The sequence below is a fragment of the Streptomyces noursei genome (assembly GCF_016917755.1).
GTDB lineage: Bacteria > Actinomycetota > Actinomycetes > Streptomycetales > Streptomycetaceae > Streptomyces > Streptomyces yunnanensis.
The window spans coordinates 5,911,139-5,936,636 of the sequence record NZ_CP070326.1; the positions used below are offsets into that span (position 1 = coordinate 5,911,139).

The window sequence follows — 25,498 nt, forward strand, 5'->3', positions numbered from 1 at the left end:
CGGCGGCTCATGTGACGAACACGATCCCCGCGTCGGTGCCCGCCGGGGTGTACTCCGCGAGCCGGGCCCGCAGGCTGTCCGTGCGCTGCGGCAGATAGAGGTCGTGGTACGCGCCCAGTTCCGCGCCGTCCTCCGCGCCGCGGACGATCTCTCCCCCAGCCCCGGACGGGCCGGGGGCACCCCCACCGCAGTCCGCCGCCAACTGCCCGTACCACGGCGTGCCGTAGCGCTCGCTGCGCAGCTGTGGACGGACCCGGGCGGCTCCATCGGGGCCGACCAGGTCCGGCTGGCAGCGGTAGCGGCGCGGGGTCCGCGACCCGGGCGGGAGGTAGCTGAAGCGGACACAGCCCACGCCCCGCCGGGCCACCCGCACCCGCCCGGTGAACAGGCTGTTCTCGGCGAGCCGCACCGCGTGGACGTGCACCTCGCCGAGGACCGTGGTGCGGTGCGCGGACAACTCCGCGTGCGCGTGCCGGCAGTCCGGTGCCGACAGCGCCGCCCGGTCCGTGCCGGTGGCGTCCAGGATGCTGTCGCGCAGATGGATCGGGAGCGGGTCGGTGCCGACCTCGTCGCCGATCACCTCGATGGTGCCGAGGATCGTGCGGTCGATCTCCACGCAGGCCGTCGTGCGGTCCAGGACCAGGCTCGGCTCCTCGGGGGAGGCCGGGTGACACTCCGGTTCCAGCGACCAGCCCGGCACGAGCGTGCAGTGCCGCAGCACCAACGACCCCAGCGGGCCGGTGACGTTGAGGCCGCGGCCGGTGACCAGCAGCCCGTCCAGCACCATGCGGGGCCGCCGGCCGGGCGCGCACTCCGCGTCCACGGCACGGATGTTGAGCGCGTCCGGGCGGTTGCTGTACCAGTCCAGCAGCCGGATCACCGGGCGGGTGCCCTCGGCGGCGCGCAGCTCCAGCCGGTCGTCCGGCTCCAGGTCGAAGTCCAACTGCTCCTGGTAGGCGCCGCTGTGGGTGATCTCGATGATGCCGTCGGGGCCGCAGGCGCCGGAGCGCCGGTCGTGCTGCCAGGCCGCGTAGGCGTCCGTGATCCGGTGGAACGGCGCGCCGGGGCCGACGCGGTAGACGGCGGCGTCCGGCGGGGTCACCCTTTCCCTGGCGTACTCCCCGCCGCCCAGGTCGTCGCCGAAGCCGTAGTGGTAGTCCACCCAGACGCCCTGCCGCGGCGCCGAGCGGGTGCCGAACGCCATCCGTCCCCGTTCCGGGTCGACGGCGACCTGCCCGCGCCTGGGCCGGTAGCGCCACTGGCCGAGGTCGGCGACGACGATGTCGGCGAGCGGGACCGGCCGGTCCTCGCCGTCCCGCCGGATGACGAAGCTCTTGCCCGGCCCGTAGTAGTCCGCGAGCCGGTCGTGCAGCTGGCGGCGGGTGATCAGCGCCGGGACGTTGTCGACCGTGGCGAGGTGGGTCGCCGACGGCTCCGGTTCCGGGCGGGTCACCAGCGGGGTGTCGTTGCCGAGGATCGAGAAGGTGTAGAGGTTGCGGGCCCGGTCCAGGCAGTACGCCGGCGCCCGGGTCACCGCGTACGGCTTCAGCCGCCAGACGAACAGGCCGACGCCGGCCGGCGAGTACCCCCCTTGGGAGTGGCGGGAGGTGACCCGTCGCACGTCCACCGAGCGGGCGACGGTGCCGAACGGGCCGTCGGCCAGGTCCAGCGCCGCGCCGTCCCGGACGTCCACCAGCCGGCCGCGCCCGCGCCGTCGGGCGTCGGCCGCCTCGGTGGCCGAGCCGTAGAGCCGCACCGGCTGCTGGTGGGCGACCAGCCGGGAGAACTCCACCGCCCGCGCCGGCCAGCCGGCCACCTCCTCGGACAGCTCCTCCAGCAGCGCCAGGGTGCCCTTGCGCCGCCGGTTGCCGACGGTGGCGGCCACGTCGCGGCGCGGCGCCAGCGCCTCCGCCAGCCGCCGCCGTGAGGAGTCCGGAAGTCCGCCGTCCCGCAGTCCGGTGGCCAGCACCCGCTCGTAGCCGGGCAGCGGACGGTAGCCCACCAGGTCGCCGAGGTAGGGCAGTACCCATTCCGCCGCGGTCTCCACGAACCAGTCGTCGTACTGCTGGGCGACGCCGTCCCGGACCCGGTCCACCTGCTCGGCGATCACCGCCAGCAGCGCCCGCAGGGGCTCGCCCCGCGCGGGGTCCTCGGAGTCGCGCAGCCGGTGCCACTGCGGGAGCAGCTCCGCGAGCCCGTCCGGCTCCCTGTTGGTGGTCATCGGATCTCCTCCGTCAGGATCAGCGTGTCCGCGACCCGCGGCGAGAACAGCGCGAGTTGGGCCGGCCGGATGCCGCGAAAGACGCAGACCGCGCGGCCCTTGGGCAGCGGGCGGGTGTCGGTGAGGTCGGGGTTGAGGCGCAGCAGTTCCGCCAGCGGGATGCCGTAGTGGGCGGCGACGGCGGTCAGGGTCTCCCCGCCGTCCGCGGTGACCTCGTGGATCCGCTCGTCGAAGCGGGCGAGCCGGGACGCCACCGAGGTGCGAGCGGGACCGGCCAACTCGCCGGTCAGTGCGGCCAGTTCGTCGGGAGTGACGGACGCCGGTACGCCGGTGAAGGCGTCCACGTCCACCCAGTCCACGCCGGGCACCGCCTGGGCGGCGGCCAGCACCTCCGACAGCTGCGCCGGCTGGCCGAGCTCCCGCCCGTCGTAGCCGAGGCGGGCCAGCAGCGCCTGCCGGACCCGCGGCTCGACCAGCGACCAGGCGTGGTCCGGCGCGACCTTGATCTTCGCCGCGCACAGCAGCAGCACCGGCTCGTGGACGTCCACCCGCACCGGCAGCCGGCCGTCGCCGTACTCCGCCAGCGACGCGCGCAGCGCCCGCAGCACCTCCGCGTCCGGCGCGATGGGGATGTCGTCCACGCCGGCCACCGTCACGTGCAGCACCTGCCGCCGGCCGTCGAACACCTCGCGGGCCGCGGCCCGGCCGATGCCCGCCCGGGAGCGCGCGAAGTCCTCGTGGTCCGCCAGGGACACCAGCCGGTCCAGGGCGGAGACCGCCAGCGGGATGGTGCGCCGGGTCAGCGCCGGACCGTCCGCGTCCGCGCCGCCGGTGGCCGGCTGCGGATTGGTGACGGCGGTGACGCCCAGCGGGCGGGTGACCGCCTGGGTGATCCGGTCCGCCGCGACATTGGCGGCCCGGCCGGTGCCGAAGCGGTAGCGCGCCCGCACGTTGTCGTGGCCGGTCGGCAGCCGGGCGCCGTGCACCCCGTCGCCGAAGGTCACCGTCGTCCGGCTGCCCCCGCTCTCGACCCCTCCCGAACGGGAGGTGTCCCCACCGGTGGTCCCGGTGACGTACACCCGCTCGTCGGGGCCGCGGCCGGCCAGGCTGTCCACCGGGTGCCAGCGCAGCCCGTCCACCCGGATCTCCAGCTGCGGGACGGCCCCCAGGGGGTTGTCGGACGGCAACCAGGTCAGTGGCGACTGCCAGAGCGCGAAGGTCTGGTTGGCGCGCGCCGCGTCACCGCTGCCGATCGCCTCGTCGCGGCTCTCGCCGTGCGAGGCCGGGACGACGTTGCCCTGCACCCGGACCGACTCCCGCCGGTAGCGGTGCGTCAGCTCGCGGGTCAGGGTCAGCGTGGTGTGCACCCGGTCCCCGGGCAGCGCCGGATCCAGGGTCTGTTCCACGCCCGCGATCACCGCCAGTTCGGTGCCCCGCACCCCGGTCACGCCGGGGATGTCGGTCCGCTCGCCGGAGACGATCAGAGCGCGGCCGGGACGCAACCCGTCGTACAGCTCGGCGAGTTCCAGCCGGTCGCCGTGGACGTCCTCGCCCACCGGGTCGTCGGCCTGCTGGAGGTCCTGGCCCGCGGCGTGCACGGTGGTGTCCCGGATCGCGTCCAGGGTGACGTCGTGCTCGTCCAGCCACGGGTCGGCCAGCGTGAGGACCGTGCCCCGGCCGGTGATCCCGTACTGGGTGTGCGTCGTGGTGCGCACCGCGGTGACCCGGGTGGTGACGAACGCCAGCTTCTTGTCGCCCGGGATGCCGTCCGGGCCGTCCGCGCCCTTGCGGGGCCGCTCGATCGCCACCCAGCTGCCGACCGTGATCCCGTCGTACACCGCGTCCAGTGCCAGTGCGTGCCGGTCGGCGGGCTCGGGGACCGTCGCGATCCCGATCTCCACGCCCGGCGGCTCCCCGCCGGCAGCCACCCGCACCCGCACCTCGTACCCGCCCTGCGTGACCTGCCGGTGCTCGCCGGGGGCCAGTTGCCAGGACTGCGAGGACCCGTTGTCCACCGAGACGTGGATCCGGCCGTCCTCGGCCGGCCGCGAGACGAACAACGTCCGTTCCGGCAGCCCGGACAGCAGCCGGGCGGTGACCCCCGGCTCCTGCGAGTCCACCGGGCGGCGGCCCAGCCAGCTCAGATCGTGGTCCTGGCCGGTACGGCTGTGCAGCTCGACCCGGCCCGGGCCGAGCGCGAAGCCGACCTCGGAGGCGGGCAGGTTCTCCGCCCGCTGATCCGAACTGCCGGTCTCGGCGTGCTGGAACTCGGCCCGCACCGGGACCTTCCCCGCGGTGTCGAACACCACCCGCACGGTGGTCAGCGCGGCGCCGGTCAGCGGCCAGTCCGCGGTCCTGATGACCCGGCCCCGGTCGTCCTGCACGGACTTCAGCGGCGCGGTCGCCCCGAACGGGGTGGCGGTGACCCGCATGGCCAGGAGGGCGCGCAGCAGGGGCTTCTCCGCGGCCCGCGCGAGGCGGCCGGTGGCGGTGGTCGGCGTGGCGGCCGGTGCGGTGGCCCGCCGCCACGCCGGGTAGAGGCCGTCGCCGATCCGCGGGTCCAGCGCGGACAGCAGCCGCGCGCCCAGGTCCGCGCCGGCGCCGAACGCCCGCCGGGGGTCGCCGGCGGCCTCCCGGGCGGCGGACGGCGGGCGGACGACCCGGGTGCGCAGTGCCGGCAGCACGGTGGCGAGGGCGGCGAGCGCGGTGGGCATCGAGGGAGCGGCGTCGGCCGCATCTCGGTCCGGGCCCGCGGCCGGGTCGGGGCCCGCGGCGGGGGCCGTCGTCCCCGGTGGTTGCGGTTGCGGCGGCTCCCCGGCCAACTGGCCGGCCCGTCGCGCCAGTTCGCCCACCACGGCCTGGAGCTCCTCGAACCACGCGACGACCTCCGGATAGCCGGCCGCCACCGCCTGCGCCTCCGCCAGCCGCTCGTGCGGCCCGGCCAGCCGCGCGACGAACACGTCCGGGTCGGCGATCCCGTCCAGGTCCTTCCGCAGCGGCGCCAGCACCTGCGCGTCGAAATCGGCGACGAACCGGCTGATCGGACGGGGGTTGGGAGCCTGTGGCGTGGCCGGCGGCGGATAGTCGGGGTCGTCCGGATCGGTGGACGGCGGGGGCTCGGTGATCCACGCCCGCAGCTCGGTGATCAGCTCCGGCAGCGAGGCCGGCGCCGCCTTGGGCAGCCCCAGCCCGGTCACGTCCTCCGTGCGGTCCGGCCGCACCGACGCGACCGGCAGCAGCACCCGCTGCGCCCCGAAGTCGAACAGCAGCCGGTCGCCGACGGTCAGCCCCGTGGACGTCCCCGCGACCAGCAGCTCCGGCCGGGTCCTCAGGTCGTCCGCGGTGAGCAGCGCGGGCCGCCGCTGCCGCACCGCCAGCGCGTTCCACGCCCAGCGCGCCGTCAGGTCCTCGTCGGTCTCGAAGGTCTGCGACTCCTCGTCCGACCCGGCCGGCACGCTGTGGCTGCGCGCCCCGCGCGGGATCACCACCGGCAGGTCCCCGGCCCGTGGATCGCGGTCCAGGGTGTAGGCGAGAAAGGTGTCGGCGGCGACGCCCGGCCGCGGCCGGTGCCCGACCAGCCGGCCCAGCAGCGCCAGCGACCGGTGCTCGTTGGCGGTCCGCAGATACCCCTCGTCGGCGATCCGCTCGCTGTGGAACGTCAGCAGGTCGCCCAGCACGGCCCAGGAGTCCAGCAGCCCGATGGACGGGTCGTCGGTGGTGCGGACGGTCAGCCCGCGCAGCGCCGGATAGGCCGGCGAGGCCAGCCGGTCCACCATCGCGGCAAGGAACGAACCGTGGTCCCCGACCCGGTAGTTCAGCGCGGCGCGGCCCGGCGGGTTGTAGAGCGCGGGGTCGGCGCGGCGCTCGTCGTGCCCGCCGCCCCCCGCGTCCGCCCCGTCGCAGCCGCAGCCGCAGCCCGTCGTCTCGTGCTCCGTCATCGCCCACCCCCGAGCTCGATGACCAGCCGGCCGTTCTCGGGCCGGTCCGGGTCGTTGTCGCAGCGGGCGATCTCCAGCGGCCCCAGCCGCAACACCCCCGCCTCCCGTTCCCCTCGGTCCTCATGGAACATCCGGTGCAACCGGGTCACCGCCACGCTCCGGACGCCCGGCACCGCCGCGGCCACCGCGACCAGCCGGCTCAGCCGGACCGGCTCCCCGAACGTCAGCGCGTCCGGATGGAAGAAGCCCAGCCGCCCGCCGGACAGCGCCCCGCGGCCCAGCACCCGGTACAACTCGGCCAGGATCTGCCCGTGTTGATGCCCCGGCTCGGCACAGACCTCCAGCGCCACGTCCAGCGGTACCCACTGCGCCGGCCGCACCACCAGGTCGTGCCCGATCCTGCGGTAGCTCTCCAGCGCGTAGCCGACGGCGTCCAGCAGGGCCGGCGAGGGGTCCTCGGTCCCGTACGCGTCGACGGCGACGTGCGCCTCCTGGACGCTGCCGGTCCACCGGATCTCCGCCGCCGCCCGCTGCACGCCCGACAGCCCGCCGGCCAGCACCGCGTAGTCCTCCGCGGTGACCGCCCGCAGCCGGGCCCGCTTCAGGTCCAACGGCGCCAACTGCCGCACCTGCTCGACCGGTTCCGGCTCCACGCCGCCCACCGCGGGCAGCGGGTTGCGGACCCCGGCCACCGGGAGGGGCCCGGCGGCCTCGGACTCCTCCGGGGCGCGCCGCAGCACCAGATGGCCGATCGCCTCCGCGCCGACGTTGCCGGCCGTGCCGCCGCCGATCCGGTAGTGGACGGCGAACCGGCCGCCGGGCGCCGGCCGGGCCCCGTAGCGCCCGTCACCGAACCGCAGCGCCAGCCGCCCTCCCCCACTCTCGACTCCGCCCGCGCGGGAGGTACCCCCCTCCTCCAGCTCCCCGACGAAGTGCCGGTCGCGCGGACCGCTGCGCAGCAGATCGCGGCGGGGGAGCCAGTCGGTGTCCGCCGCCCCGGTCGCGTCCCCGGTGCCGTCGCCGTCGCCCCCGTCGGCGTCCGGGAGCGCGCGGAGGCGGATCGCCGGCAGGGCCTCCCGCGGGTCCTGGAGGACTGCGGCGGCCGGGCCGTGCAGCACCGGCTCGTCCGGATGCAGACCGGCCGCGTACGCCGGCCCCCAGGTCTGTGCGATCTCCCACGCGGTCCGCCCGTCCAGCACCGTCCCAGCCCGGGCCCGCGCCGCCAGCACCGCCAGCCGCCGCAGCTTGCCGTCCAGCAGCTGCGCACTGCGGTGCAGCAACTCCCGCAGCGCCCGCACCGGATGCCGGGCCAGCTCCACGACCTCCAGCGGCCTCGGCCCGAACAGTACGGTCAGCTCGGCGATCTCGGCCTCGTCCAGCCCGTCGTGGTCGCGGGCGCTGCGCCACAGCTCCACGAGCCGCTCCCGCACCCGATCCGGGATCGCCGCCAGCCGCTCCGCCTGCCCGGCCGCGACGAACCGCGGCTGCGGGAACGGCACCGCCTGGACCACTGGCGACCGGCCCAGCACCGGCCGGAAGCGCGGCACGATCCCCGGGTACACCGACTGCGCCAGCAGCGTCCGCAACGCCGCGGCCTGCGCGTACGCCGTGCCCGGCACCACCCTCTCGGCGCGCAGCCCGGCCGACTCCAGCCCGATCCCGGCCCGCTCGGCGGCCTCCTCGCCGACGGCGGTGAACAGCCGCCGGACGTCGTCGGGGGACAGCTCCCGGCCGCCCTCCGCCCGGTCGATCAGGTCGTTCACCAGCTGCCCGACCTCGTTGCCGCCGTGTCCGCCGTCCCAGCAGCCGAACGCCGGCGGGTCGCAGGACGCCAGCACGGCGGGCACCGGCGGCACGGTGACGGTCTCCGGGACGTGCCCGTCGTCCCCGTCCCCGTCCAGCGTCCGCCCGTGGTCCACCAGCACCACGTTCCCGCGCGCCACGCTCACGTCCGCGACGGGCGCACAGTCCCGGCCGCCCCGCGTCGAAAGCCGCAGCGGGAACGCCAGCGCGTCCTCCGCGGCCCAGGCGACCTCCAGGACGGGCTGCCCGACGAGCTGATCGACGGCCGGGGTGACGGACGTCAGCCGCACCACCTGACGGTGCGTCGGATCCTGGTCGCCCGGCGTCCCGGTCCGCGCCCCCTTGACCTCCTCGAAGAGCAGCAGATCACCCGGCGCCAGCGCCAACTCCCGCTGCCCGCACTCCTCGTCGGCCCAGCCGTCGGTGAGGGTGGCGGCGGTGGCGCCCTTCGGCAGCCCGCAGACCTCCCCGCCCCACGTCCACAGCCCGATGGCGTTGTGCCGGGGCAGCAGCCGCAGCGGCGCGTCCCGCACCACCGGCTCGAAAACCTCCAGCGCCCCGCGCTCGGCCAGCACCGCCAGCTCCCGGTCGTCGAGCACCGCCCCGAGCTCCGGCCGGTCCCCCGGCCCGTAGGTGCGGTAGTCCACGGCCGCGAACCGGAAGGTCCCCGGCAGCAGCGTCAGCTCCGCCACCACCGCCACCGCCATGAACGCCCGCGCCGTGCAACCGTCGTGCATCGGGTAGTCGATCAGCCGCACATGGCGCCGGACCGACACCCGGCGCCGCGCGGTGTCCAGATACGCCTCGGTGGCCACCGCGTCCTGCTGGTAGCTGATCTGGTCCGCGGTGTAGGCGAGCAGCTCGACCAGCGTCGTCCCGAGGTCGGCCGGATTCCGCTCCACCCACTCCGGGGTCGTCAGGCGCAGCCGGTCCAGGACGACCTGCCGGAGGGTGTCGTAGTCCCGCGCGGTGTAGTCGATGACGGGGGCGGCCGGGCGGACGGCGTCCGGCAGCCGCCCCATCCCGTCGCTGCCGCTGCCGTCCACGCAGTCGAACGGGGTCGGGCAGTTCGGCCGGAACGAGAACTCCGCCGAGAAGTACCGCTGGTCGAAGCCGGGGAACGGCTCGGTGCCCGGCCGCCCGTACGGATCGGTCTCCACCACCGACAGCCGGTAGGGCGAGAAGTCACCGGCCCGGTCCAGCGTCACCACCAGCCGGTCGTCGAGCTCGGGGTCCTCCTCCCGCTCGACGGCGATCTCCAGCGCCTCGATGCCGGATATCCGCCGCCCGCCGTCGATCCGGACGTTCTCCGGACGCAGCCCGTGCGGCGCCTTCCCCAGGAAGGTGACGGTGAGCGTCCGCCCGTCCTCGCCGACCTCCACCGCGTCCAGACCGTTGCGCCTCGCCTCCCGGACCAGCGCCCGGCGCCCGGACCCGTCCGTGTCCGCGACCGTCATTCCGCCCCCCGCCCCTCGAACACCTCGTCGCGGCGGCTGGCGGTGGCGCGCACCACGTACTGCAGCGACACCCGCACCACGTTCTCCTCGCTCACCACGTCCAGCGACTCCACCTCGATCAGCTCGCCCAACCAGCGCTGGAGCGCGGCCTGCACGGACAGCTCGATGGCCGAGGCCAGTTCCGGACTGTTCGGCGTGAAGACCAGATCCAGCAGCCCGCATCCGAAGTCGGGCCGCATCACCCGCTCGCCGGGACTGGTGAACAGCAACTGCTCGATCAGATCCCGCACATGCGCGTCGTAACGGGCGTGCGCGGTCCGCCCCCGCCGGTCGATGCGATACGGGAAGGCGATGTCCGTCCGCCGTACCTGCCCTGCTGCCGCCCTCATCGGCTGAAGACCCCCTGTTGTGCTCCGCTCACCTGATGGACGGCCACCACCACCGGCGGCCCCTGCGGCACCAGCCCGGCGCTGAAACACATCGCCGCCGTGGAGTCCAGCAGCACCGGCACACCGTCGACGCACACGTCCCGGCCACCGCCGTCCGGCGCCCACCGCACACTCGTACAGGGCTGCGGGCGCCCCGCCACGACATGCGCGCACCCGCTCACCGTGAAGAGATCCGCGGCGGTCGCCACCGGCGCGCCGTCGATCCGCACCGCCGCGCCGCCGGCCGAGACCTGCGCCACCAGCCCGCCGTGCGGACATCCCATGGCCATTCCGCCATGGAGGAGATTTCCGCTCGCCATCTGCCCTGCCACCCCCGTTCCCGTCAGCGTTTCTTCTGCACGGTCAGCCGGCCGTCGTTCATGTCGACGTGCTCCCCGACCAGGGAGACCGACGCCCCGTGCCCGTTGTTGATGTGGACCCCGGTGGCGTCGATCCGCACATACGCGCCGCTCGGCGCCTCCAGCAAGATCCCCTCGGTCGGCACGTCGGACATCACGATCTTGTGCTTGCCCGGCGTCTGGATCACCACCGGATGCGAGATCGCCGGGTCCCGCCGCGCGTCCTCCGGCAACTCCTCCCGCCGCCCGTACCAACACCCCACCCACACCGGGAAGCTGGGGTCACCCTGCTCGAACTCCACCCACACACCGGCCCCGACCGACGGCACCACCACCTGCCCGGCCTGTTCACCGGTGAACGGGAAACACGGCAGTGCCCAGGTCGACACCTCATCGCCCAACACGTCCGGGACCTGGACCTTCAACCTCCCGACTCCCATCGGGTCGTCGTTCGCCGCCACCCGGCCCCGGAATTTGCCGAGGAAGCGGTTGTTCGGTGCAGCAGCCATGCGTGGCTTCTCTCCTTACGTCCCCATGGACGGGTGACGGGTGACGGATGCGGGTGCGGCTAGGGCCGAACGGTGCCGCTGCGGGCGATCAGCCCCTCTCTGGACAACGTGAAGTTCTGCAGGTACGAACCGAGCCGCACGTTGTGCGTCACGGACTTCACGTAGTAGTCGCCGTCATAGGTGACCCCGGCGCCCCGCACGCCCACCAACTCCCGCGGCCGGAGCACATATCCGTGCCGGGTGACATCCAACGACCCCGACCCCGAAATGGCATCGGCACTCGTGGCGGCCCGCCCCAACGCCTCCGCCTTCGCCAGCCCCTCGTCCATCTTCGCCGTCCCGCTCAGCGTCCTGCGCTTGAGCGCCGGCGAGCCCCGCAACCCCAACGGCGGCCGCAGCGGGCTGATGTCGGGCTGCGCCAACAACGGCGCCTGCCGCGTCACGGGGTCCTGCACCCGGGCCTGCGGCTCTTCCCGCGCCGTCCCGTCATAAGCGAACGTGAGCTGATCGACCGTCGAGTTCGCGTCCATGTTCACGTTCAGGGCGTGCTGCCGCTGCCCGAGCCGCTGCTCCGGCCCCCAGAAGGCCGTCGACCGCCCCGGCACGGGACCCGGTTCCAGATAGAACGTGTACCCGTTGGCCCGCGCCAGCTCGTTCACATACTGCAGGTCCGTCCCCGTCTGGTAGTCGACCCGCACCTGCTCCCGCGGCGGCTGCGGAATCTGCTCCCTGATGATCCGCGCATCGATCCCGTAATCGGCGTACTTGGACAGGATCCGCTCGACTCGCTGCGAGGGCGCCAGATTCGGATAGCGGTCCGTCCGCTCCTCCAGATCCATCAACAGCGTCAGGTCCTCACCCGTCACCGTCAGCGTGCTCTGCCCGGGATGGTTGCTGCTCCCCACCTCCTGCCGCACGATCACGCCGTCCAGCAACACCACCGGCGTCCCCTTGAGGGCAACGGTGACGATGACCCGGGTCTTCGGATCGAAGAACCCCTCCGGCAGCAACCGCTCGACGATCGCCCCCTTCTTCGTCAGGTCGAACGCCAGCTGAAACCCGCTCCGTTCACCGGCCGTACTGGTGATCTGCGCGGACAACAGCGCCTCCACCACCTCCTGCGGGACCAACCGCGCCGACTTCGGCCCCATGTACAGCGAGACGTGAATGGGTCCCCGCCCGACCGGCTCGTCCCCCTCAGCCATGCCGCACCCCCGGCCCGCCGCCGACACCCCCGGCGAACCCGCCCGGCAACGGCACGGCTATCTCCACCCCGGGCTCCGCCGTCAGCTCCCGCGGCTCCAGCACCGGATTGGCATCCGCGATCCGCCACCACTGCCCCGGATCCCCGAAATACCGCTGCCCCAGCTGATCGGCCCGCTCCCCGCTGCCGACGACATGCGGCACGGAGTCCTCCGCGGCCTGTGCCAACGACGGCAACAACCTCCGCTTGGCGTACCGCACTTCGGTCCCGTCGGGCAGGGTGTGCACCCCGATGCCGATCCCCGCATACCGACTGCTCCGCGGATACGGATGCGCCCCCGGCACATCGTCCAACGCACTCTCGTACGGTTCGATGCCCACGCCTCAGATCCCCCTCCCCAGCCCCAACTGCGCCAACGTGCCACCCCGCGCCCGCCGCGCCAACTGCTCCTTCTGCGCCAGGTGCGCGAGATACAGCGCCGCCCCGGGATGCCCGGCCGGCAGATCACTCACCGTCAACACCTTCAGCCCGATGCTCAGCGAGGCCCGTATCGGACAGAGATTCACGTCGAACGCCGACTCATTGACCGACAGTTCCGTCAACCGCACCGGCATGATGCGCTTGCTCCCCCACGTGAACAGCGTCAACGGCATCTCGATGGGACTGATCTCGATCGTCCCCTTCTTGGTCAACTTCGACGCCGCCAGCAACTGCGCGGTCGTCGGCTGCACCAACATCTCCAGCACCGCCAACTCCGGATGAATCCCCTCCGGCGCCGCTACGTCCAACTGATCGGTGGCATCGATCTCCGCGGTGAACTTCCACGTCTCCTGCGCGGGCCCTTTGAGCCGCAGCGCCTCGTTCCGATCCCCTCCACCACTCCCACCCCCGCCCCCACCACTGTCGCCTTCACCCCCGGCCGCCTGCGGCGCCACCTGCCGCTCCAACGTGTCCGGATTGAACTGCAACACGATGATCCGCTGCGGAACACCGAGCTCAGGATCAACCACAACGATCCCGGAACGAATGGGTTTGGGGATGTCTCGATAAGGCGCCACGGGCGTTCCCTCTACCTAGTAGTCCAGCAGGTGTTCCAAGACCATGGGCCACCAGCCCGGAGGCTCTCCAAAGGAGCTGGGGTCCCGTTCTTTCAGGAATGCGGTGAGGAGCTCGACGTACGCTTCGTCCTGCTCGCGTGTCGATGAGTCGCGAAAATGAAGAAACTTTCCCAGGCGGTACAGGAACTCTCCGAAATCCTCAACGCTTTTGTTGATCATTTGGGCGTTACCTTCGGTGGTGTCCATCAGGAGTACATATCCGGTCTTGATGTCGACCACGTACCTGAGATCCGTGCTCGGGTTCGGCGCCCCCAGGCAGAGGATCTCGGCAGAGGTTCCATCTGTTTCGGTGGCAAGCAGCGAGAACCCCTTCGGGGCGCTTTCGGGGAGCGCGCAGTAGATTCCTTCGACTGTCGCGGGGAATCCGATTTCTTGAATGTATTCACCCAACTTGGGAGGCAAGGTTCGGGCGCTCTCGGGTCCGAGCGATGCAGTGATCAATCCTTGCTCTCCGAAGAAATCCTGGAGCTGCTTCTTGCTTGCCATGCGTACCTTCCGGTGTGGTGTGTCGTGAGCCGCGCCTGGGCATTTTCGTCCTACTTGGACTTAGGCTTGGCGCCCTCCCACCAGTAATGGATCACGAATGTGAGAGTGCTCCAGTCGTCCACTGCCTTCACTTCCTTCTCGAGTTGACTGCCGGAGCTCGTGTTCACGTTTCCGTCGAGCAGCGAAAGGCTGCGTATATCGTCCGGGCCGTTGAACTGAAGTTCTCGACGGTGATCCGGGTGCTTCGTTTTCATGATTTCGCCGAGTATCCTATCGCGTTCGGCTTCGTCCGCCGCTTTATTCCCCTCTCTAATTTTCCAGTCGGCGTGCGCGGTCTTGTAGACGGCATCCTTGTAGGCGCCTTGAATCTTCGAGTTCCGGAGGTCGGAAGGTAGCGGAGTGGGTCGCCTTATGGGCGCCTTGTCCGGGTCTGGATCCACGTTCCACCTGATGAAGTCGAGAGCCTTCCTGGTGTACTGGATCTTTGACCACTTTGGATCGTTGAAGTACAGATGTGCCTCAGTGGCCGGCGCGCCGGGGTTCGGTGCCGGCTGCGGGGCATGGACGTTCCCCGGTTCCCGCTTTGCGGCTTGTGCGGCTGAATAGTCGCGCCCGCGCAACAGTGCCTTTGCTGCATCCTCGGGAATGCCGACCGTCTTCTTCCAGCCCTGCTCCGAGGGGTTGTTCGGTGTCGCGCCCTTGGCGGGCATGCTGCGCAAAGCGTCTTGGATTTTATCCTCGGCCGATTGGGCCGTGTTTCGGACCTTCTTTTCGTTTCCCGGTCGATTTTCGTACTCCTCGACGATCCCTTCGAGGATTTTGGTGAACTTCGAGATGGCGGCCTGTGGTTTTTCCCCATCGACGAAGAGTAGCCAGTCTTCGAAGTCCCGGATCTGGATCTCCCGCTGCAGCCCGTCTCTGGTCTTCTTGTCGAGTCCATCAATTTTTGCCTTTATCTGTTTGCTAACTCCTTCTTCTACGCCCATGCGAGGGTTCAGCGCGGCGATAATCTTGAAATTCCGCGCGCCCTCAATGTCGAGCTGCGTGAGCCTGTACCAGGCGCGCATGCCGAATAGTGCACCCTTGAGTACCGGCTTCTTGACTCCACGCCGGAGAAATCCGTCGACCTTCGGCTTTATGCGCGAAACGATCTTCCTGAGTCGCGCATCCTTCGAATCCTTCTTGTTTTCGTCCTCTTTTTTCTTGTCTTTTTTGTCCTGCTTTTCTTTTTTGGGGTCCTTGTTCTTCGGGTGGTCGTCCTTGGGTTTGTGCGGGCCCTTTTCGTCTGGCTTGTGTTTGGGGTTTTTGTTGTGGTCTTCCTTGGGCTTCTTGGGGTCGTGTGGGTTGTGGTCCTTGTCGGGCTTGTGTTTGGGGTTCTTGGGGTCGTGGTCGGGGTGTTTGTCGTTGGGCTTGTGGGGGCGGTCGCCGTCCTTGTCGGGCTTGGGTTTGCCGGGGGTGTCCTTGTCGTCCTTGGGCTTGGGCCTGGTGGGGTCTTCTTCCTTGGGTTTGTTGGGTTTGTTGGATCCGGGCTCGTCCTCCTTGGGCTTGGGTTTGGGCTCCGGCTCCTGCTTGGGCTTGGGGCGGGGTTCCGGTTCGGACTTGGGCTTGGCGGACGGGGTGGGGCGGGTGTCGGGGGTCTCGTCGGCCTTGGACCTGGGCTTGCCGTTCTTGTCGTTGCCGGCGGGCCTCCTGGGCTCGTCGGTGGGGGTCCTGGGCTTGCCGGCGGCCGGCCGTTCCGGGGTTTCGCCGGGTTTGGACGGGGGCTTGTCGGTGCCCGGTTTGGTGGCGGCCGGCTTCTCGCCCGGTCGCTGGCCCGGTTTGCCCTCGTGGGGCTTGGCGGTCGTCGGGCGGGTGGTCGGGGCGCCGGCGGACTTCGGGGCCGGTTCCCTGGTCGGGGTGGCGTCGGTCCGGGGTTTCTTGTCGCCGGGTTTGCCCTTGCCGCCTGAGCCCTCGCCGGCCGCGCCCTTCGGGCCGCCGCGGCCTTCCTTCCCGAAGCCCTTGCCGAGGCGTGCGGCGACGCCCTTGAGGCGCTGGCCGACCTTGGCGACGTACTTGCCGATGCCGTTCAGCAGCCACTGGTAGAGGGTTTCTAGGAGAGCCACCACGCCCGCCGCGACGGCCTTGGCGAAGAGGATCCCGGCGCCGCCCGCGCGGACCGCCTTCAGCCAGTCGAGGACCATGGACAGGGCGCGCAGGATCGCGCTCAGTGCGCCCCACGCGGTGCGGATGGCGTCGATGGCCGCCATCACCCAGCCGGCCCCCGGAATCAGCTTGGCCACGATCTTGGTCATGACCAGTTCGCCGATGATGAGCGGGAGTTGGGGGAGGACCGCGTCCCAGGCTTCCTTGACGATGTCGTCGAGCTTGAAGCCGCCGTTGAGGAGCTTGTCCAGGATGGCCTTCGGGACGCCGATGATTTCCTGGATCTTGTCCTTGAACCATTGTTTGACCGCGCTGGAGATCTCGCGGAAGAGGTGGTTCTTGGCGCCGTCCACTGCGGAGTTCTTGGCGCCGCTGAGCCAACCGCCTGGGTCGGAGAGGAAGTCGACCGCGATCAGCATCCAGTCACCGAGCGCGCTCAGGAGCTTGGACGCGAAGTCCAGGACCGCCTTGATGGCCCCGATGACCTGCTTGATCGCTTCGTCGAGTACCTGTTTGAGGATGTTGAGGATGCCGCTGAGGAGTTTGCCCAGAGCGTCGAGAAGGTCGGAGAGGGCCTTCTTCAGCATCGTGGCGAGCTTGTTGACGAGGGCGATGGCGGCGGAGATGAGTTCGGCGATCATCTTGCGGATGCGCAGGGCCAGTTCGATGACCGCGCGGACCATGGCCACGGCGAACTCGATCAGATCGTTGATCAGGGTCTTGATGGCGTCCGCGATGAACTGGCGCGCCTCGTTGATCCAGCGCTCGACCGTCTCCTTGAAGTGCTTGATGAAGCCGACGACGGCCTCGCGGGCCCGCTTGATGACATCGACGATCGCGTTCTTGATCTCGATGACCTTCTGCTTGATCCAGTCGAACGCCTTGGAAAGCCAGTTGCCCGATTCGTTGACGCTGTCGTCGCGCTTCTTCTTCGCGTCGTTCTCGGCCTCGGTGTTCTTGTCCTGGATCTTCTTGTCGCCGTCGTCCTTTTCCTTCGTGGCGTCCTTGTCGGTCTTCTCTTCCTTGTCCTTGACGTCCTTACGGACCTTGTCGTGCCGCTCGGTCTTCTTGTCGCCGAGCTTCTTGAGCTCCGTGTCCTGTTCCTTGCGCCAGTCCGAGCGGTGGTCGGTGACCTCGCTCATCGCCTTCTGGCGTTCGTCGGCCTGGCTCTTGGTGTTGCCGTCGACCTCGGTGTCGACCTGCTTCTTGTGCTTCTCCTGGGAGTCGCGGAAGTCTTGGTCCTTCTTCTGACGGCCCTTGGACATGTCCTTCTGGCCGTCGCTGAACGCGGCCTGGAACTGGGGGCCCCGGTCGTGCTCGGCCACCTCCGAGGCCGCCTCGGGCGGTACCGCTCCGGTGTTCGCCGCCCCCTGCGGCCCGCCGCCCTTGCCGCCCTGGGCGCCGGGCACCTTGGCGGTCATCTGCTCCTTGGGGGCGTCCGGGTAGACCTGGTCCTCGCCCATCGGCCGGCCCGCGTCGTCCCGGCCGGTCGCGACGGTGTCCTGGCCCTTGGCGTCGACGGCGCCGCCCTGCTCGTCGGCCTTCTCCCCGGCGGCGCCCTGCATCTGCACGCCCGGCGCGTTGCCCGCCTGGGCCTTCTTGAGCGCCTCGTCCTTCGTGGGCAGCCCGGCGAACTTGGCGGCCAACTCCTGCTTGTCGACCTTGAAGCCGAGCTTCTCGGCCACCCACCCGATGCCGAAGCCCAGCGCCATCTTGAAGGTCTGCCAGCCGCCCGGCTCCTCGGCCTTCTCCGCCTCGATCTGGCCTTCCGGCTCCTTGGCGCCGCTGACCTCGGCCTTGTCCGCGCCGGGCGCGTCGCTCTTCTGCGCCGGGTTCTGGTCGTACTGGGCCGGTGCGTCGGCCTTCGGCTTGCCCTGGAGGGTTTGTGGCGCGCCGGCCGGGCGCTGCATCGACGGCGGTGCCGCGGCCAGCGCCTTGTGCTCGTCGCCGACCGTGCGGTCCACCGAGCCGCCCACCCCGCCCATGGCCTCAAGTGCCTTGTGCGGCTTGAGTTTCGACGCGGTCGACAGGCCGGCCTCGGGGGAGACGTTCGACAGGTTCGGGGCCGGCCCGGCGTCCTTCTTGGCCTTTTTCACGGGCACGGCCGCACTGCCTCCGCCCCCGCCGCCCCCGCCCTTGGCGGCGGGCGCCGTACCGGCCGCCCTGGGCACCTGCTGTTCCTTGGCCGCCGATGCCGCCGTTGCCGCAGGTCCCGGTGCCGGTGCGGCCGCCGCCGGAGCCTCGGGAGCGCCCTTGGCCGGTTGCGGACCCGCTGCCGGCGCCGCACCGCCCTTGCCGTGTTCCCCACCCGCCGGGGCGCTCTTCTCCGCCGTCGCCTGCGCGCGCGACTCGGCCCCCGCGCCCGACGGCTCGCGCTGCGCCCCGGCAGCCGCGTCCGCGCTCGCCCCACCGGAGGCGTCGGCGTTGGACCCGCCGGAGACGTGGCTGTCGCGCCCCGGCGACGACGTCTGGGTACCGCCCGCGGCCTCGCCCTTGTCCGCCGGTGCCGCCGTGGCCTGCTTCTGCTCACCGCTGCCCGCGGACTGCGCCGCCGCCGGCTTGCTGGCCGATTGCGGGGCCCCCTTCTCCTGCCCGGCGCCCGGCGCGTCGCCCGCGGCCGGCGTGCCCTGCTCCGCCTTGGCCGCCGTCTCCTTGGCCTCGCCGCCGCCCTCCGGCCGGCCCGGCGCCTCCTGGACCGTCACCTGAGCGGCCACCGGGCCGGCCTTGGGGTCGGCGCCACTCTGGGGGGCCTTCGACGTGGTGCCGGGCGCCGTCCGCGCCTCGGCGGCCCGATCCGGGGCAAGCTCCTCCGGCCCGCCGCCCGGCCCCTCGGTGTCCGTCTCGGCCGCCGTCTCCGCACCGGCGGGCGCCTCGTCGACGCCCTCCTCGGGATCGGCCTCCGCCGCCGTGTCCTCGGCGTCCTCGGCGTCGCGCTCCGCCTGCACCTTGTCGGCCTTGGTCACCGGGGGAGCCGGGAGCGACGGGGCCGCCCGGCCGTCGGGCGAGGACGGGTCCAGGGTGTCCGCGGTCGGCACGGCGGACACGTCCGGATCCTGAGCGGGGAGGTAGTCGTCCGGCTGCAGCGTGACGTCCCAGGCGCTCGGCTCCCCGCCGCCGACGTCCACCTCGGACTCGCTGCCGGTGCCGAACGGGTCCTCGTCGACGTGTTCGTCCGGACCTTCGAGGTCCTGGGTGCGGACGCCGTCGAGGGTGCTCACCGCGCCGGGCTGTTGCGCCTGGGCCCCCGCCGCCGACGGCGAGCCCGAGGGCTTCTCCTGCCCCCGCTTGTCCGCGGGGTTCAGCTGTTTGCCCGCCACCAGCGCATCGACCGCGCCCGGACGGTTCTTGGCCGCGGACTCCTCCTTGCTGGCCACCGGTGTGCCCGCGCGCTCGGTGCCCTCCTTGCCGTCGGCCGCGGCGTCCTTCTTGTCCTCCTTGCCGCCGGCCTGCTGCCCGCCCTCCTGCGCGCCGCCGGAGGACTTCCCGTCGGCGGCCTGCTCACCGCCGGCCGCCTTGTCCGCCGGCCTACCGCCCGGCGCCGCGGGCGCGGACTCCGTCGCCGGTTGCGCAGGTGCGGCACCCGGCGCCGGGGAAGCGTTCGCCGGGGCCGCGCTCCCGCCGCCGGGCTGCTGCTCCGCCTGCCCGCCGCGGCCGGCGTTCCGGTCCTGTGCGACGGGCCCGCCCGGGGCTTCGCTGCCCAGCGGAGTGGTGCCGTCCGCCCGGGTCCCGCCGTTCCGTGGGGTGCTCCCTGCGGCACCCGCAGCCTCCTGCTCGTCCTTCTCCGGCCCGGGCGCCAGGCCCGGCTTCCGCTCCTGCTCCCGCTGCTCCTCCGCGGCCCGCCGCTCGCTTTCGCGCGTGAACCGCAACTCCTCGGCGGGGTCCGTCTCGACCATCGGCGCATCGAGCGAACTGCGCTCCAGCTCGTCGTCGGACTCGATCTCCTCGACGAGGTCGAGCAGTCGCTCCTGCTCCGAGCTGAGCAGCCGCCGCTCCAGCCGCTCCAGGACCGCGTCCTGCAACTCGTCGGGCAGCTGAGCCAGTTGCATCCGAGCGCGCTTGGACCGATCCTCCGGATCCCCCCGCAACGACCGCAGTACCCCATTGGCCAGGCGGTCCACCAGTGTTGCCGGGTCGATCAGTTCCAGGCGGTGGCGGTCCGCGTCCACCGTGGCGTAGCGGAGCCAGCCCGGAGTGGAGCGGCCCGGTGCCACCTCCGTGGCCGGGTCGTCCTCGCGTGTGACGCCGAGCATCGCGGAGCGGAGGGATTCCTGGGCCGCGGACTCCGCCTCGCGTTCGACGGCCTCCTGGGGGAGGCTGACCGTGCCCAGGTCGCGGCCGGCGCGCAGGGCGCCCAGGCCGTGCGGGTTCTGGACGGTGTGCAGGAGTTCGTGGGCGAGGAGGCGTTGGCCGTCGGCGGTGCCGGGGCGGTAGGTGCCCTCGCGGAAGAAGATGTCCTGGCCGACGGCGAAGGCGTCGGCGCCCATCAGCTCGGCGAGCTGCCCGGAGTCGCGGTCGGTGTGCAGGCGGACCCGGCTGAAGTCGTGGCCGAGCTGCTCCTCCAGCTCGCGGCGGACGCTGAGGTCGAGGGGCTGGCCGGCGCCGCTGACGATGTTCTTGGGCTCGGGGGCGGCGGACCTGGCGGACCGTTCCTTGCGTTTGCGGCGCCGTGCGTCGCGGGCGGACTGGCCGGACTGGGCGGCGGACGGGGAGGAGCTGCTCATCGCGCCTCCCCCCGTCCGGTCAGCCCCGCGTGCACCGCGCGGGCCAGCGCCTCGCCCAGCCGTACGGGGTGCGTGGTGGCCGGGAGCGGCGGCAGGCCGGCGAGCCCGTCGAGGGCGAGGCCCGAGCCGTCGCCGGCCGCCGCCAGCGGCACGCCGCGGTCCCGTACGAGACGGGCCAACTCGGCCTGGAACGCGGCCGATACCCGGTCCGGGTCGGTGGTCCGGGCGTCGAAGCCGTCCAGGACGAGTTCGCCGATGTCGATGCGGAAGGTACGGGGAGCGGGCGCCCCCGCCTCCCGCACCGCGGGCTGCGGTGCTGCGGACTCCGGTGCCGCGGACTCCCGCGCCACGGCGTTGCCGACCTCGTGCTTCAGACCCATCCGTGGACCTCCGACGGCGTCAGAGAGCGTTCCAGCTTCAGGTACTCGGTGCGTGCCGCGGCCAGCATGTGACGCATCTGGAGGCGGTCGCCCTCCTCCGCGGCGAGGAAGGCGCCGGAGAGCGCGATGTTGCGGATCGAGCCGCCGGCGACGGTGAGTTGGGCCAGCAGGGACGGTTCGATGCCCTTCGTCGGGGCCTGGGCGGGCAGCACCCGGCGCCAGATCTCCGCCCGCTCCTTCTCCCCGGGGAAGGGGAAGTCGACGACGAAGCGGATGCGGCGCATGAAGGCCGAGTCCAGGGCCTTCTTCATGTTGGTGGTGAGGACGGCCAGGCCGCGGTACGCCTCCATGCGCATCAGGAGGTAGCTGACCTCCAGGTTGGCGTAGCGGTCGTGGCTGTCCTTGACCTCGCTGCGCTTGCCGAACAGCGCGTCCGCCTCGTCGAACAGGAGCAGCGCCCCGCCCCGCTCGGCGGCGTCGAAGACCCGGCTGAGGTTCTTCTCCGTCTCGCCGATGTATTTGCTGACGACCTGGGAGAGGTCGATGACGAAGAGGTCCAGACCCAGCTCCTTGGCCATCACCTCGGCGGCCAGGGTCTTGCCGGTGCCGGAGCCGCCGGCGAAGAGCGCGGTGACGCCGAGGCCGCTGCGCAGCGCCTGCGCGAAGCCCCATTCCTGGTAGACGGTGCCCCGCTGGCGGACATGCGCGACGATCTCCTGGAGGACGCGCAGTTGGCGGTCGGCCAGCACGAGGTCGTGCCAGCCGGCCCGCGGCTCGATGCGGCGGCCCAGTTCGTCCAGGCCCATCCGCGCCTCGGCCAGGCCGGCCCGCCAGGCCAGTTCGGCGGCGTCGGCGGTGTCGGAGGCGGCGGAGGCGGCGGAGGCCGCGGGGAGATCACGCCGGACGGATGCGGCGGCGGTGCGGACGACGTGCGGTGGGAGGTGGAACTGCGCGACCAAGGAAGCGAGATGACGATCCGTCACCTCCGGGATGCCGGCGAAGGCATCGGCCCACAGGCCCAGCTGCTCCTCGTCGGAGAGCTTGGGGACGGTGACCCGCTCACCGCGCGGATGGCCGGTCTGCCGCGGCTCCCGGCCGGAGACGACCAGCGGGACGGCGGCACCCGCGACGAAGGCGTCCGCGGCGGCGTACTGCTCGCGGTCCAGCTCGCCGACCTCGACGAGCAGCGCGGCCGGCAGCAGGATCGCCTCCCGTTGCCAGAGCCGGGCCAGCCGGTCCCGCGCGGCCGGGTCGGCCGGGATGTCCTCGGCGGCCATGGAGTACAGGCCGAGCCCGCAGCGGCGGGCCGCGGTGGCCGCGATGTCGGCGCGGGTGCGCAGATCCCCGCCGACCAGTTCGACACGCAGCGGGGCGTCGGGGCCGGCGCCCGCCCAGCCGGCCGCCACCCGCCGGGCGGCCGTCTCGTAGGCGGGCGGCAGCGTCTCGGGCGGGACGGTGCGGCGCAGTTGGCCGTGCAACCGGGCGTCCAGGTAGGGCGCGCCGGCCAGGAAGTGCAGGATGCGCTCGTCGAGCCGCAGCCGGCCGGTGGTCAGGCGGGTCGCGTCGTCCAGCTCGACCAGCTGCCAGCGGCGCAGTGGGGCGACCGGGGTGAGGGCGCTCCAGTGGGGGTCGCCGAGCGCCGCCAGGGCGAGCGAGAACGTGGGGTACGGGCGGGCCGGATCGCCGCAGGCGGCGGCGCAGCGCACGCCGGTGGTCGGGTCCAGCTCGGCGGCGGCGGTGAGCAGCACGACCTCCCGCTCGAAGGGGGTCAGCCCGAAGCACGCGACGAGGGCGTCGAGAGTGTCGAGGGCGTCGAGGGCGTCGAGGGCGTGCGGGGAGGGGGGTGCACCCGCACCGGTATCCGCACCGGCATTGGTATCCGCACCCGCACCCGCACCCGCACCGGTGTCCGCCTCCGCCTCCGCCTCCGTGTTCGTGTCCGTCTCCGCGCCCACCGGGCTCCCCTGGGTGCGGGCCGCGTGCGCGTCCAGGCGCGCGAGGACGGCCCGGACGGCCGCGGAGAGCGCCGCGCCGTCCGCCGCGCCGTCCGCCGCGCCGGACGTCCGCCCGTCCGCCGCCCCCGGCCCGTTCCCGCCGCTGCCGCCGGCCGCCATTTTCTTCTCCGCCCCCGTTCCCCGCACCGCGCCTCAGCTCTCCCCGCCGTCGTCGGTCGTCTTACGCGGCCGGGTGCGGGTACGGGGGCCCGGCCGGCCGGCGTCCGAACCCCCGCGTGTGGCAGTGGTCTTGGTCGGCTGCGGCCTGCCGCCGCCCGTCCGCTTCACGGGCTTTTTCGCGGCGTTCTTCGCGGCATCCTTCGCGGTCGCGGTCGCGTCCTCGGCAGCCTTCGCCGTGCCGCCCGCGGTCGCCCCAGCCGATTCACCTGTCCCAGCCGATCCAGCCGATCCAGCCGATCCAGCCGATCCGGCCGTCCCGGCCCCCGGAGCACCCGCCGTCCCCGCGGGATCCGTCGCGTCTGACGGCGTCCCCGACGGCGCCCCCGGCCGTGTCCCCGCCGGCGTTCCCAACGGCACCTCGGGCGGCACCTCCGGCACCACCGTCACCTCCGGCCGCTTCACCGGGCGGGCCGGTGCCGGCTTCTGGTGGCCGTCCAGCAGCACCAGCGACGCCTGGTAGGCCACCGACAGGGCGTACGGGGTGTTGTTGAGCATGCCCCAGAGCTTGGAGGTCTCGTCCACGTCCATCTGGGTCGGCGTGAAGCGGACCTTCTGCAGCGACTCGGCCAGGTCGCTTCCGGCCAGATAGGGGCGGTCGGCGGCCTCCTCGATCAACTCCTTCGGCAGGACCGGGATTTCGTGCAGCGTCCGCACCACGCTGCCGATCAGCCGCTGGCCGACCAGCTCCTGCTCCTCCCCGTACGCGCTGATCAGGAAGTGCAGGTCGACCGCCGCGGCCGGGCGCTTGAGCAGCGTGCCGTCCAAGGCGCGGGTGACCAGGTCGTTGTTGCGCATCGAGGGGTTGTGGGTGACCTGGTAGAGGAAGACGGTGATCGTCGGGTCGGTCGGGGGATCGGCCGGCGGTTTGCGGGTCTCCACCGAGACGGCCAGGTCGATCTCGGGGTGGAGGTTGTGCTCGATCAGCAGCGCAAGGGCCTGGGTGACCGTCGCGAGGGCGAGTGCGTTGCTCATGTGGACCGTCCCCCTGAAGTCCGTTGCTGGGAAGCCAAGTAGTCCGCGAGGCTCAGCGCGGGCGCGCGCCGCTCGGGGCGGGCCGGGCGGCCGTCCGCCGCGGGCCGTCGGGAGTCGGCCGCGCCGGCGGTACTGACTTCCAGCCGGCCGATCTGTACGTGCACCACCCGCTCGGCGGGGCCGCGCGGTCCGCGTCGGCCGCCCGCGGAACCCGCGCGGGGCGGCGCGGGCCGGCGGGGCGCCGGTACGGCGTCGGTGCGCGGGCGCAGGACGCCGGTGGCCGGCTCGGCCGCCTCCGGGCCGCCCGGCGGTGCCCCGCTGCCCGCTGCCGTCCGCTCCCCGCCGGGCGCCGTCGACCGCCCCCGCGGCCGGACGCCCTCGGCGGCGGCTCGGGTCCCGGGCACGGCCGTCGCGGTGGGCCGCAGCAGCGGGGCCGGGCCCGGCCCCCGGTCGGCCGCCGCGCGGTCCGGGTCCGCCACCGGTGCCGCCTCGGTGCGGAGCACCGTCTCCCGTTCGTGCCGGGTGCGGATCTCCGACCACCGCTCGGCGCGCGGCGGTTCGGCGGCGCCCGGCGACGGGGCGGGCCACCCGGACGGCCGGGGGGCCGAGCGCCCGTCGTCGTCCGGCTCGACGGCGGCCGGTCCGCGCAGCGCCTCGACCCGCTCGAACGGGCCCGGCAGCCGCGGCCGGACGCGGGTCCGCCGCCCGGGTGCGTCGGCGCCGTCGGGCGGGCCGAAGGGATCGGCGGGCGGCGCCGGGGCGTACCGGGCCAGCAGCCGGCCGAGGTAGTCGCCGGACGCGGCGGGCGTCCGCTCGGGCATCTCAGGCATCCGCGCACAGCTCCAGGTAGTAGCGGCGCCGCAGCGGGCTGAGCGCCAGGATCTCGGGCTCGCTCCAGCCGTAGGCCGAGGCGAGCAGATGGACGTCCAGGAGCAGGTCACGGGCCCAGGCGTCGAGTTCGGTCCACAGGTACGCGGCGATGTCCAGCTCCGCCGAGGTGGCGGCGCCGCACTCCGGGCAGGCGATCTCCAGGGTCAGCTCCGCGCCGGGGTCGGCCTCCTCGGCGGCCTCGGCGAAGCGCTTGAGCACCGGGTCGGGCAGGTCGGCGAGCTGTTCGGCGGTGGCCTCCCGGCCGGCCCGGTGGGCGGCGAGGGCACAGCGGGCCGCGAGCAGCCGCCGGGCGGCGGTGGCGTCCGGCGGGCGGGCGGCGGCCACCGCGGCCAGGTCCGCGGGGCCGGGCAGCCGGAACCGCACCGTCCACGCGCCCTCCGCCACCCGCAGTCCGCCCTCCGGCGGGCGCGGACGGGCGGCCGCCAACTCCCCGGCGTCCAGCTCGAACTCCAGCACCGTGCCGCACTCCGCCGCCGTGCAGTCGAGCGTGACCTCCAGCCGGTCGCCGAACAGCGCCCGGCGCAGGGCGAAGAGGTCGGCCGCCCGTTCTCCGAGCGGTGCCGACAGCAGGGCCTCGGGGGCCGCTCCGGGGCGGGCCGCCCGGTGCAGCAACAGGGCCCGGCCGGCGTCCCGTTCGGCCAGCCCGGCCTCCCAGGTGGCCAGCAGTTCCGCCGGCCCGGTGACCGCCATGCGCG

General features: G+C 72.8%; 16 protein-coding genes. All 16 read right to left on the reverse strand.

What is annotated here, in order from left to right; genetic code table 11:
• Positions 1–7: 7 nt before the first annotated feature.
• The 16 genes from JNO44_RS26185 to JNO44_RS26260 are packed head-to-tail and all read right to left on the reverse strand — an operon-like array spanning position 8 to position 25,493.
• Positions 8–2,221 carry a hypothetical protein gene (locus JNO44_RS26185; RefSeq protein ID WP_205366337.1) on the reverse strand — a complete coding sequence of 738 codons (2,214 nt, stop codon included), beginning with the start codon at positions 2,219–2,221 and terminating at the stop codon, positions 8–10.
• Complete coding sequence (locus JNO44_RS26190; protein ID WP_205366338.1) at positions 2,218–6,159, reverse strand: putative baseplate assembly protein; 3,942 nt, start codon at positions 6,157–6,159, stop codon at positions 2,218–2,220. The genes JNO44_RS26185 and JNO44_RS26190 overlap by 4 nt, the downstream gene beginning before the upstream one ends.
• The gene (locus JNO44_RS26195; protein ID WP_205366339.1) at positions 6,156–9,419 is read right to left on the reverse strand and encodes a putative baseplate assembly protein; all 3,264 of its coding nucleotides are present in this window, start codon (positions 9,417–9,419) and stop codon (positions 6,156–6,158) included. Before JNO44_RS26195 ends, JNO44_RS26190 begins: the two co-directional genes overlap by 4 nt.
• On the reverse strand, positions 9,416–9,808 hold the full coding sequence (locus JNO44_RS26200) for a GPW/gp25 family protein (protein ID WP_205366340.1): 393 nt from the start codon (positions 9,806–9,808) through the stop codon (positions 9,416–9,418). Before JNO44_RS26200 ends, JNO44_RS26195 begins: the two co-directional genes overlap by 4 nt.
• Positions 9,805–10,131, reverse strand: coding sequence for a hypothetical protein (locus JNO44_RS26205; RefSeq protein ID WP_328285862.1), 327 nt, complete (start codon positions 10,129–10,131; stop codon positions 9,805–9,807). The genes JNO44_RS26200 and JNO44_RS26205 overlap by 4 nt, the downstream gene beginning before the upstream one ends.
• 59 nt (positions 10,132–10,190) lie before the next feature.
• Positions 10,191–10,715 (reverse strand): phage baseplate assembly protein V, encoded by a 525-nt coding sequence (locus JNO44_RS26210; protein WP_205366342.1) that lies wholly within the window; start codon positions 10,713–10,715, stop codon positions 10,191–10,193.
• A 59-nt stretch (positions 10,716–10,774) separates the two neighbouring features.
• Positions 10,775–11,920, reverse strand: a complete 1,146-nt coding sequence (locus JNO44_RS26215; protein WP_067358385.1) for a hypothetical protein — start codon at positions 11,918–11,920, stop codon at positions 10,775–10,777.
• On the reverse strand, positions 11,913–12,299 hold the full coding sequence (locus JNO44_RS26220; RefSeq protein WP_205366343.1) for a LysM peptidoglycan-binding domain-containing protein: 387 nt from the start codon (positions 12,297–12,299) through the stop codon (positions 11,913–11,915). The genes JNO44_RS26215 and JNO44_RS26220 overlap by 8 nt, the downstream gene beginning before the upstream one ends.
• A gap of 3 nt (positions 12,300–12,302) precedes the next feature.
• Positions 12,303–12,977: a hypothetical protein gene (locus tag JNO44_RS26225; protein ID WP_067347712.1), complete on the reverse strand. Its 675-nt coding sequence runs from the start codon at positions 12,975–12,977 to the stop codon at positions 12,303–12,305.
• A gap of 15 nt (positions 12,978–12,992) precedes the next feature.
• Complete coding sequence (locus tag JNO44_RS26230) at positions 12,993–13,523, reverse strand: SUKH-4 family immunity protein (protein ID WP_205366344.1); 531 nt, start codon at positions 13,521–13,523, stop codon at positions 12,993–12,995.
• A 50-nt stretch (positions 13,524–13,573) separates the two neighbouring features.
• On the reverse strand, positions 13,574–20,386 hold the full coding sequence (locus JNO44_RS26235; protein ID WP_240167670.1) for an eCIS core domain-containing protein: 6,813 nt from the start codon (positions 20,384–20,386) through the stop codon (positions 13,574–13,576).
• Positions 20,383–20,766: a hypothetical protein gene (locus JNO44_RS26240; RefSeq protein WP_235094162.1), complete on the reverse strand. Its 384-nt coding sequence runs from the start codon at positions 20,764–20,766 to the stop codon at positions 20,383–20,385. The genes JNO44_RS26235 and JNO44_RS26240 overlap by 4 nt, the downstream gene beginning before the upstream one ends.
• Positions 20,757–22,880, reverse strand: coding sequence for an ATP-binding protein (locus tag JNO44_RS26245; RefSeq protein ID WP_205366345.1), 2,124 nt, complete (start codon positions 22,878–22,880; stop codon positions 20,757–20,759). Before JNO44_RS26245 ends, JNO44_RS26240 begins: the two co-directional genes overlap by 10 nt.
• A 33-nt stretch (positions 22,881–22,913) precedes the next feature.
• Positions 22,914–23,912 carry a Pvc16 family protein gene (locus JNO44_RS26250; RefSeq protein WP_205366346.1) on the reverse strand — a complete coding sequence of 333 codons (999 nt, stop codon included), beginning with the start codon at positions 23,910–23,912 and terminating at the stop codon, positions 22,914–22,916.
• On the reverse strand, positions 23,909–24,742 hold the full coding sequence (locus JNO44_RS26255) for a hypothetical protein (RefSeq protein WP_205366347.1): 834 nt from the start codon (positions 24,740–24,742) through the stop codon (positions 23,909–23,911). Before JNO44_RS26255 ends, JNO44_RS26250 begins: the two co-directional genes overlap by 4 nt.
• Positions 24,735–25,493 (reverse strand): hypothetical protein, encoded by a 759-nt coding sequence (locus tag JNO44_RS26260; RefSeq protein ID WP_205366348.1) that lies wholly within the window; start codon positions 25,491–25,493, stop codon positions 24,735–24,737. Before JNO44_RS26260 ends, JNO44_RS26255 begins: the two co-directional genes overlap by 8 nt.
• Between the last annotated feature and the right edge of the window lie 5 nt (positions 25,494–25,498).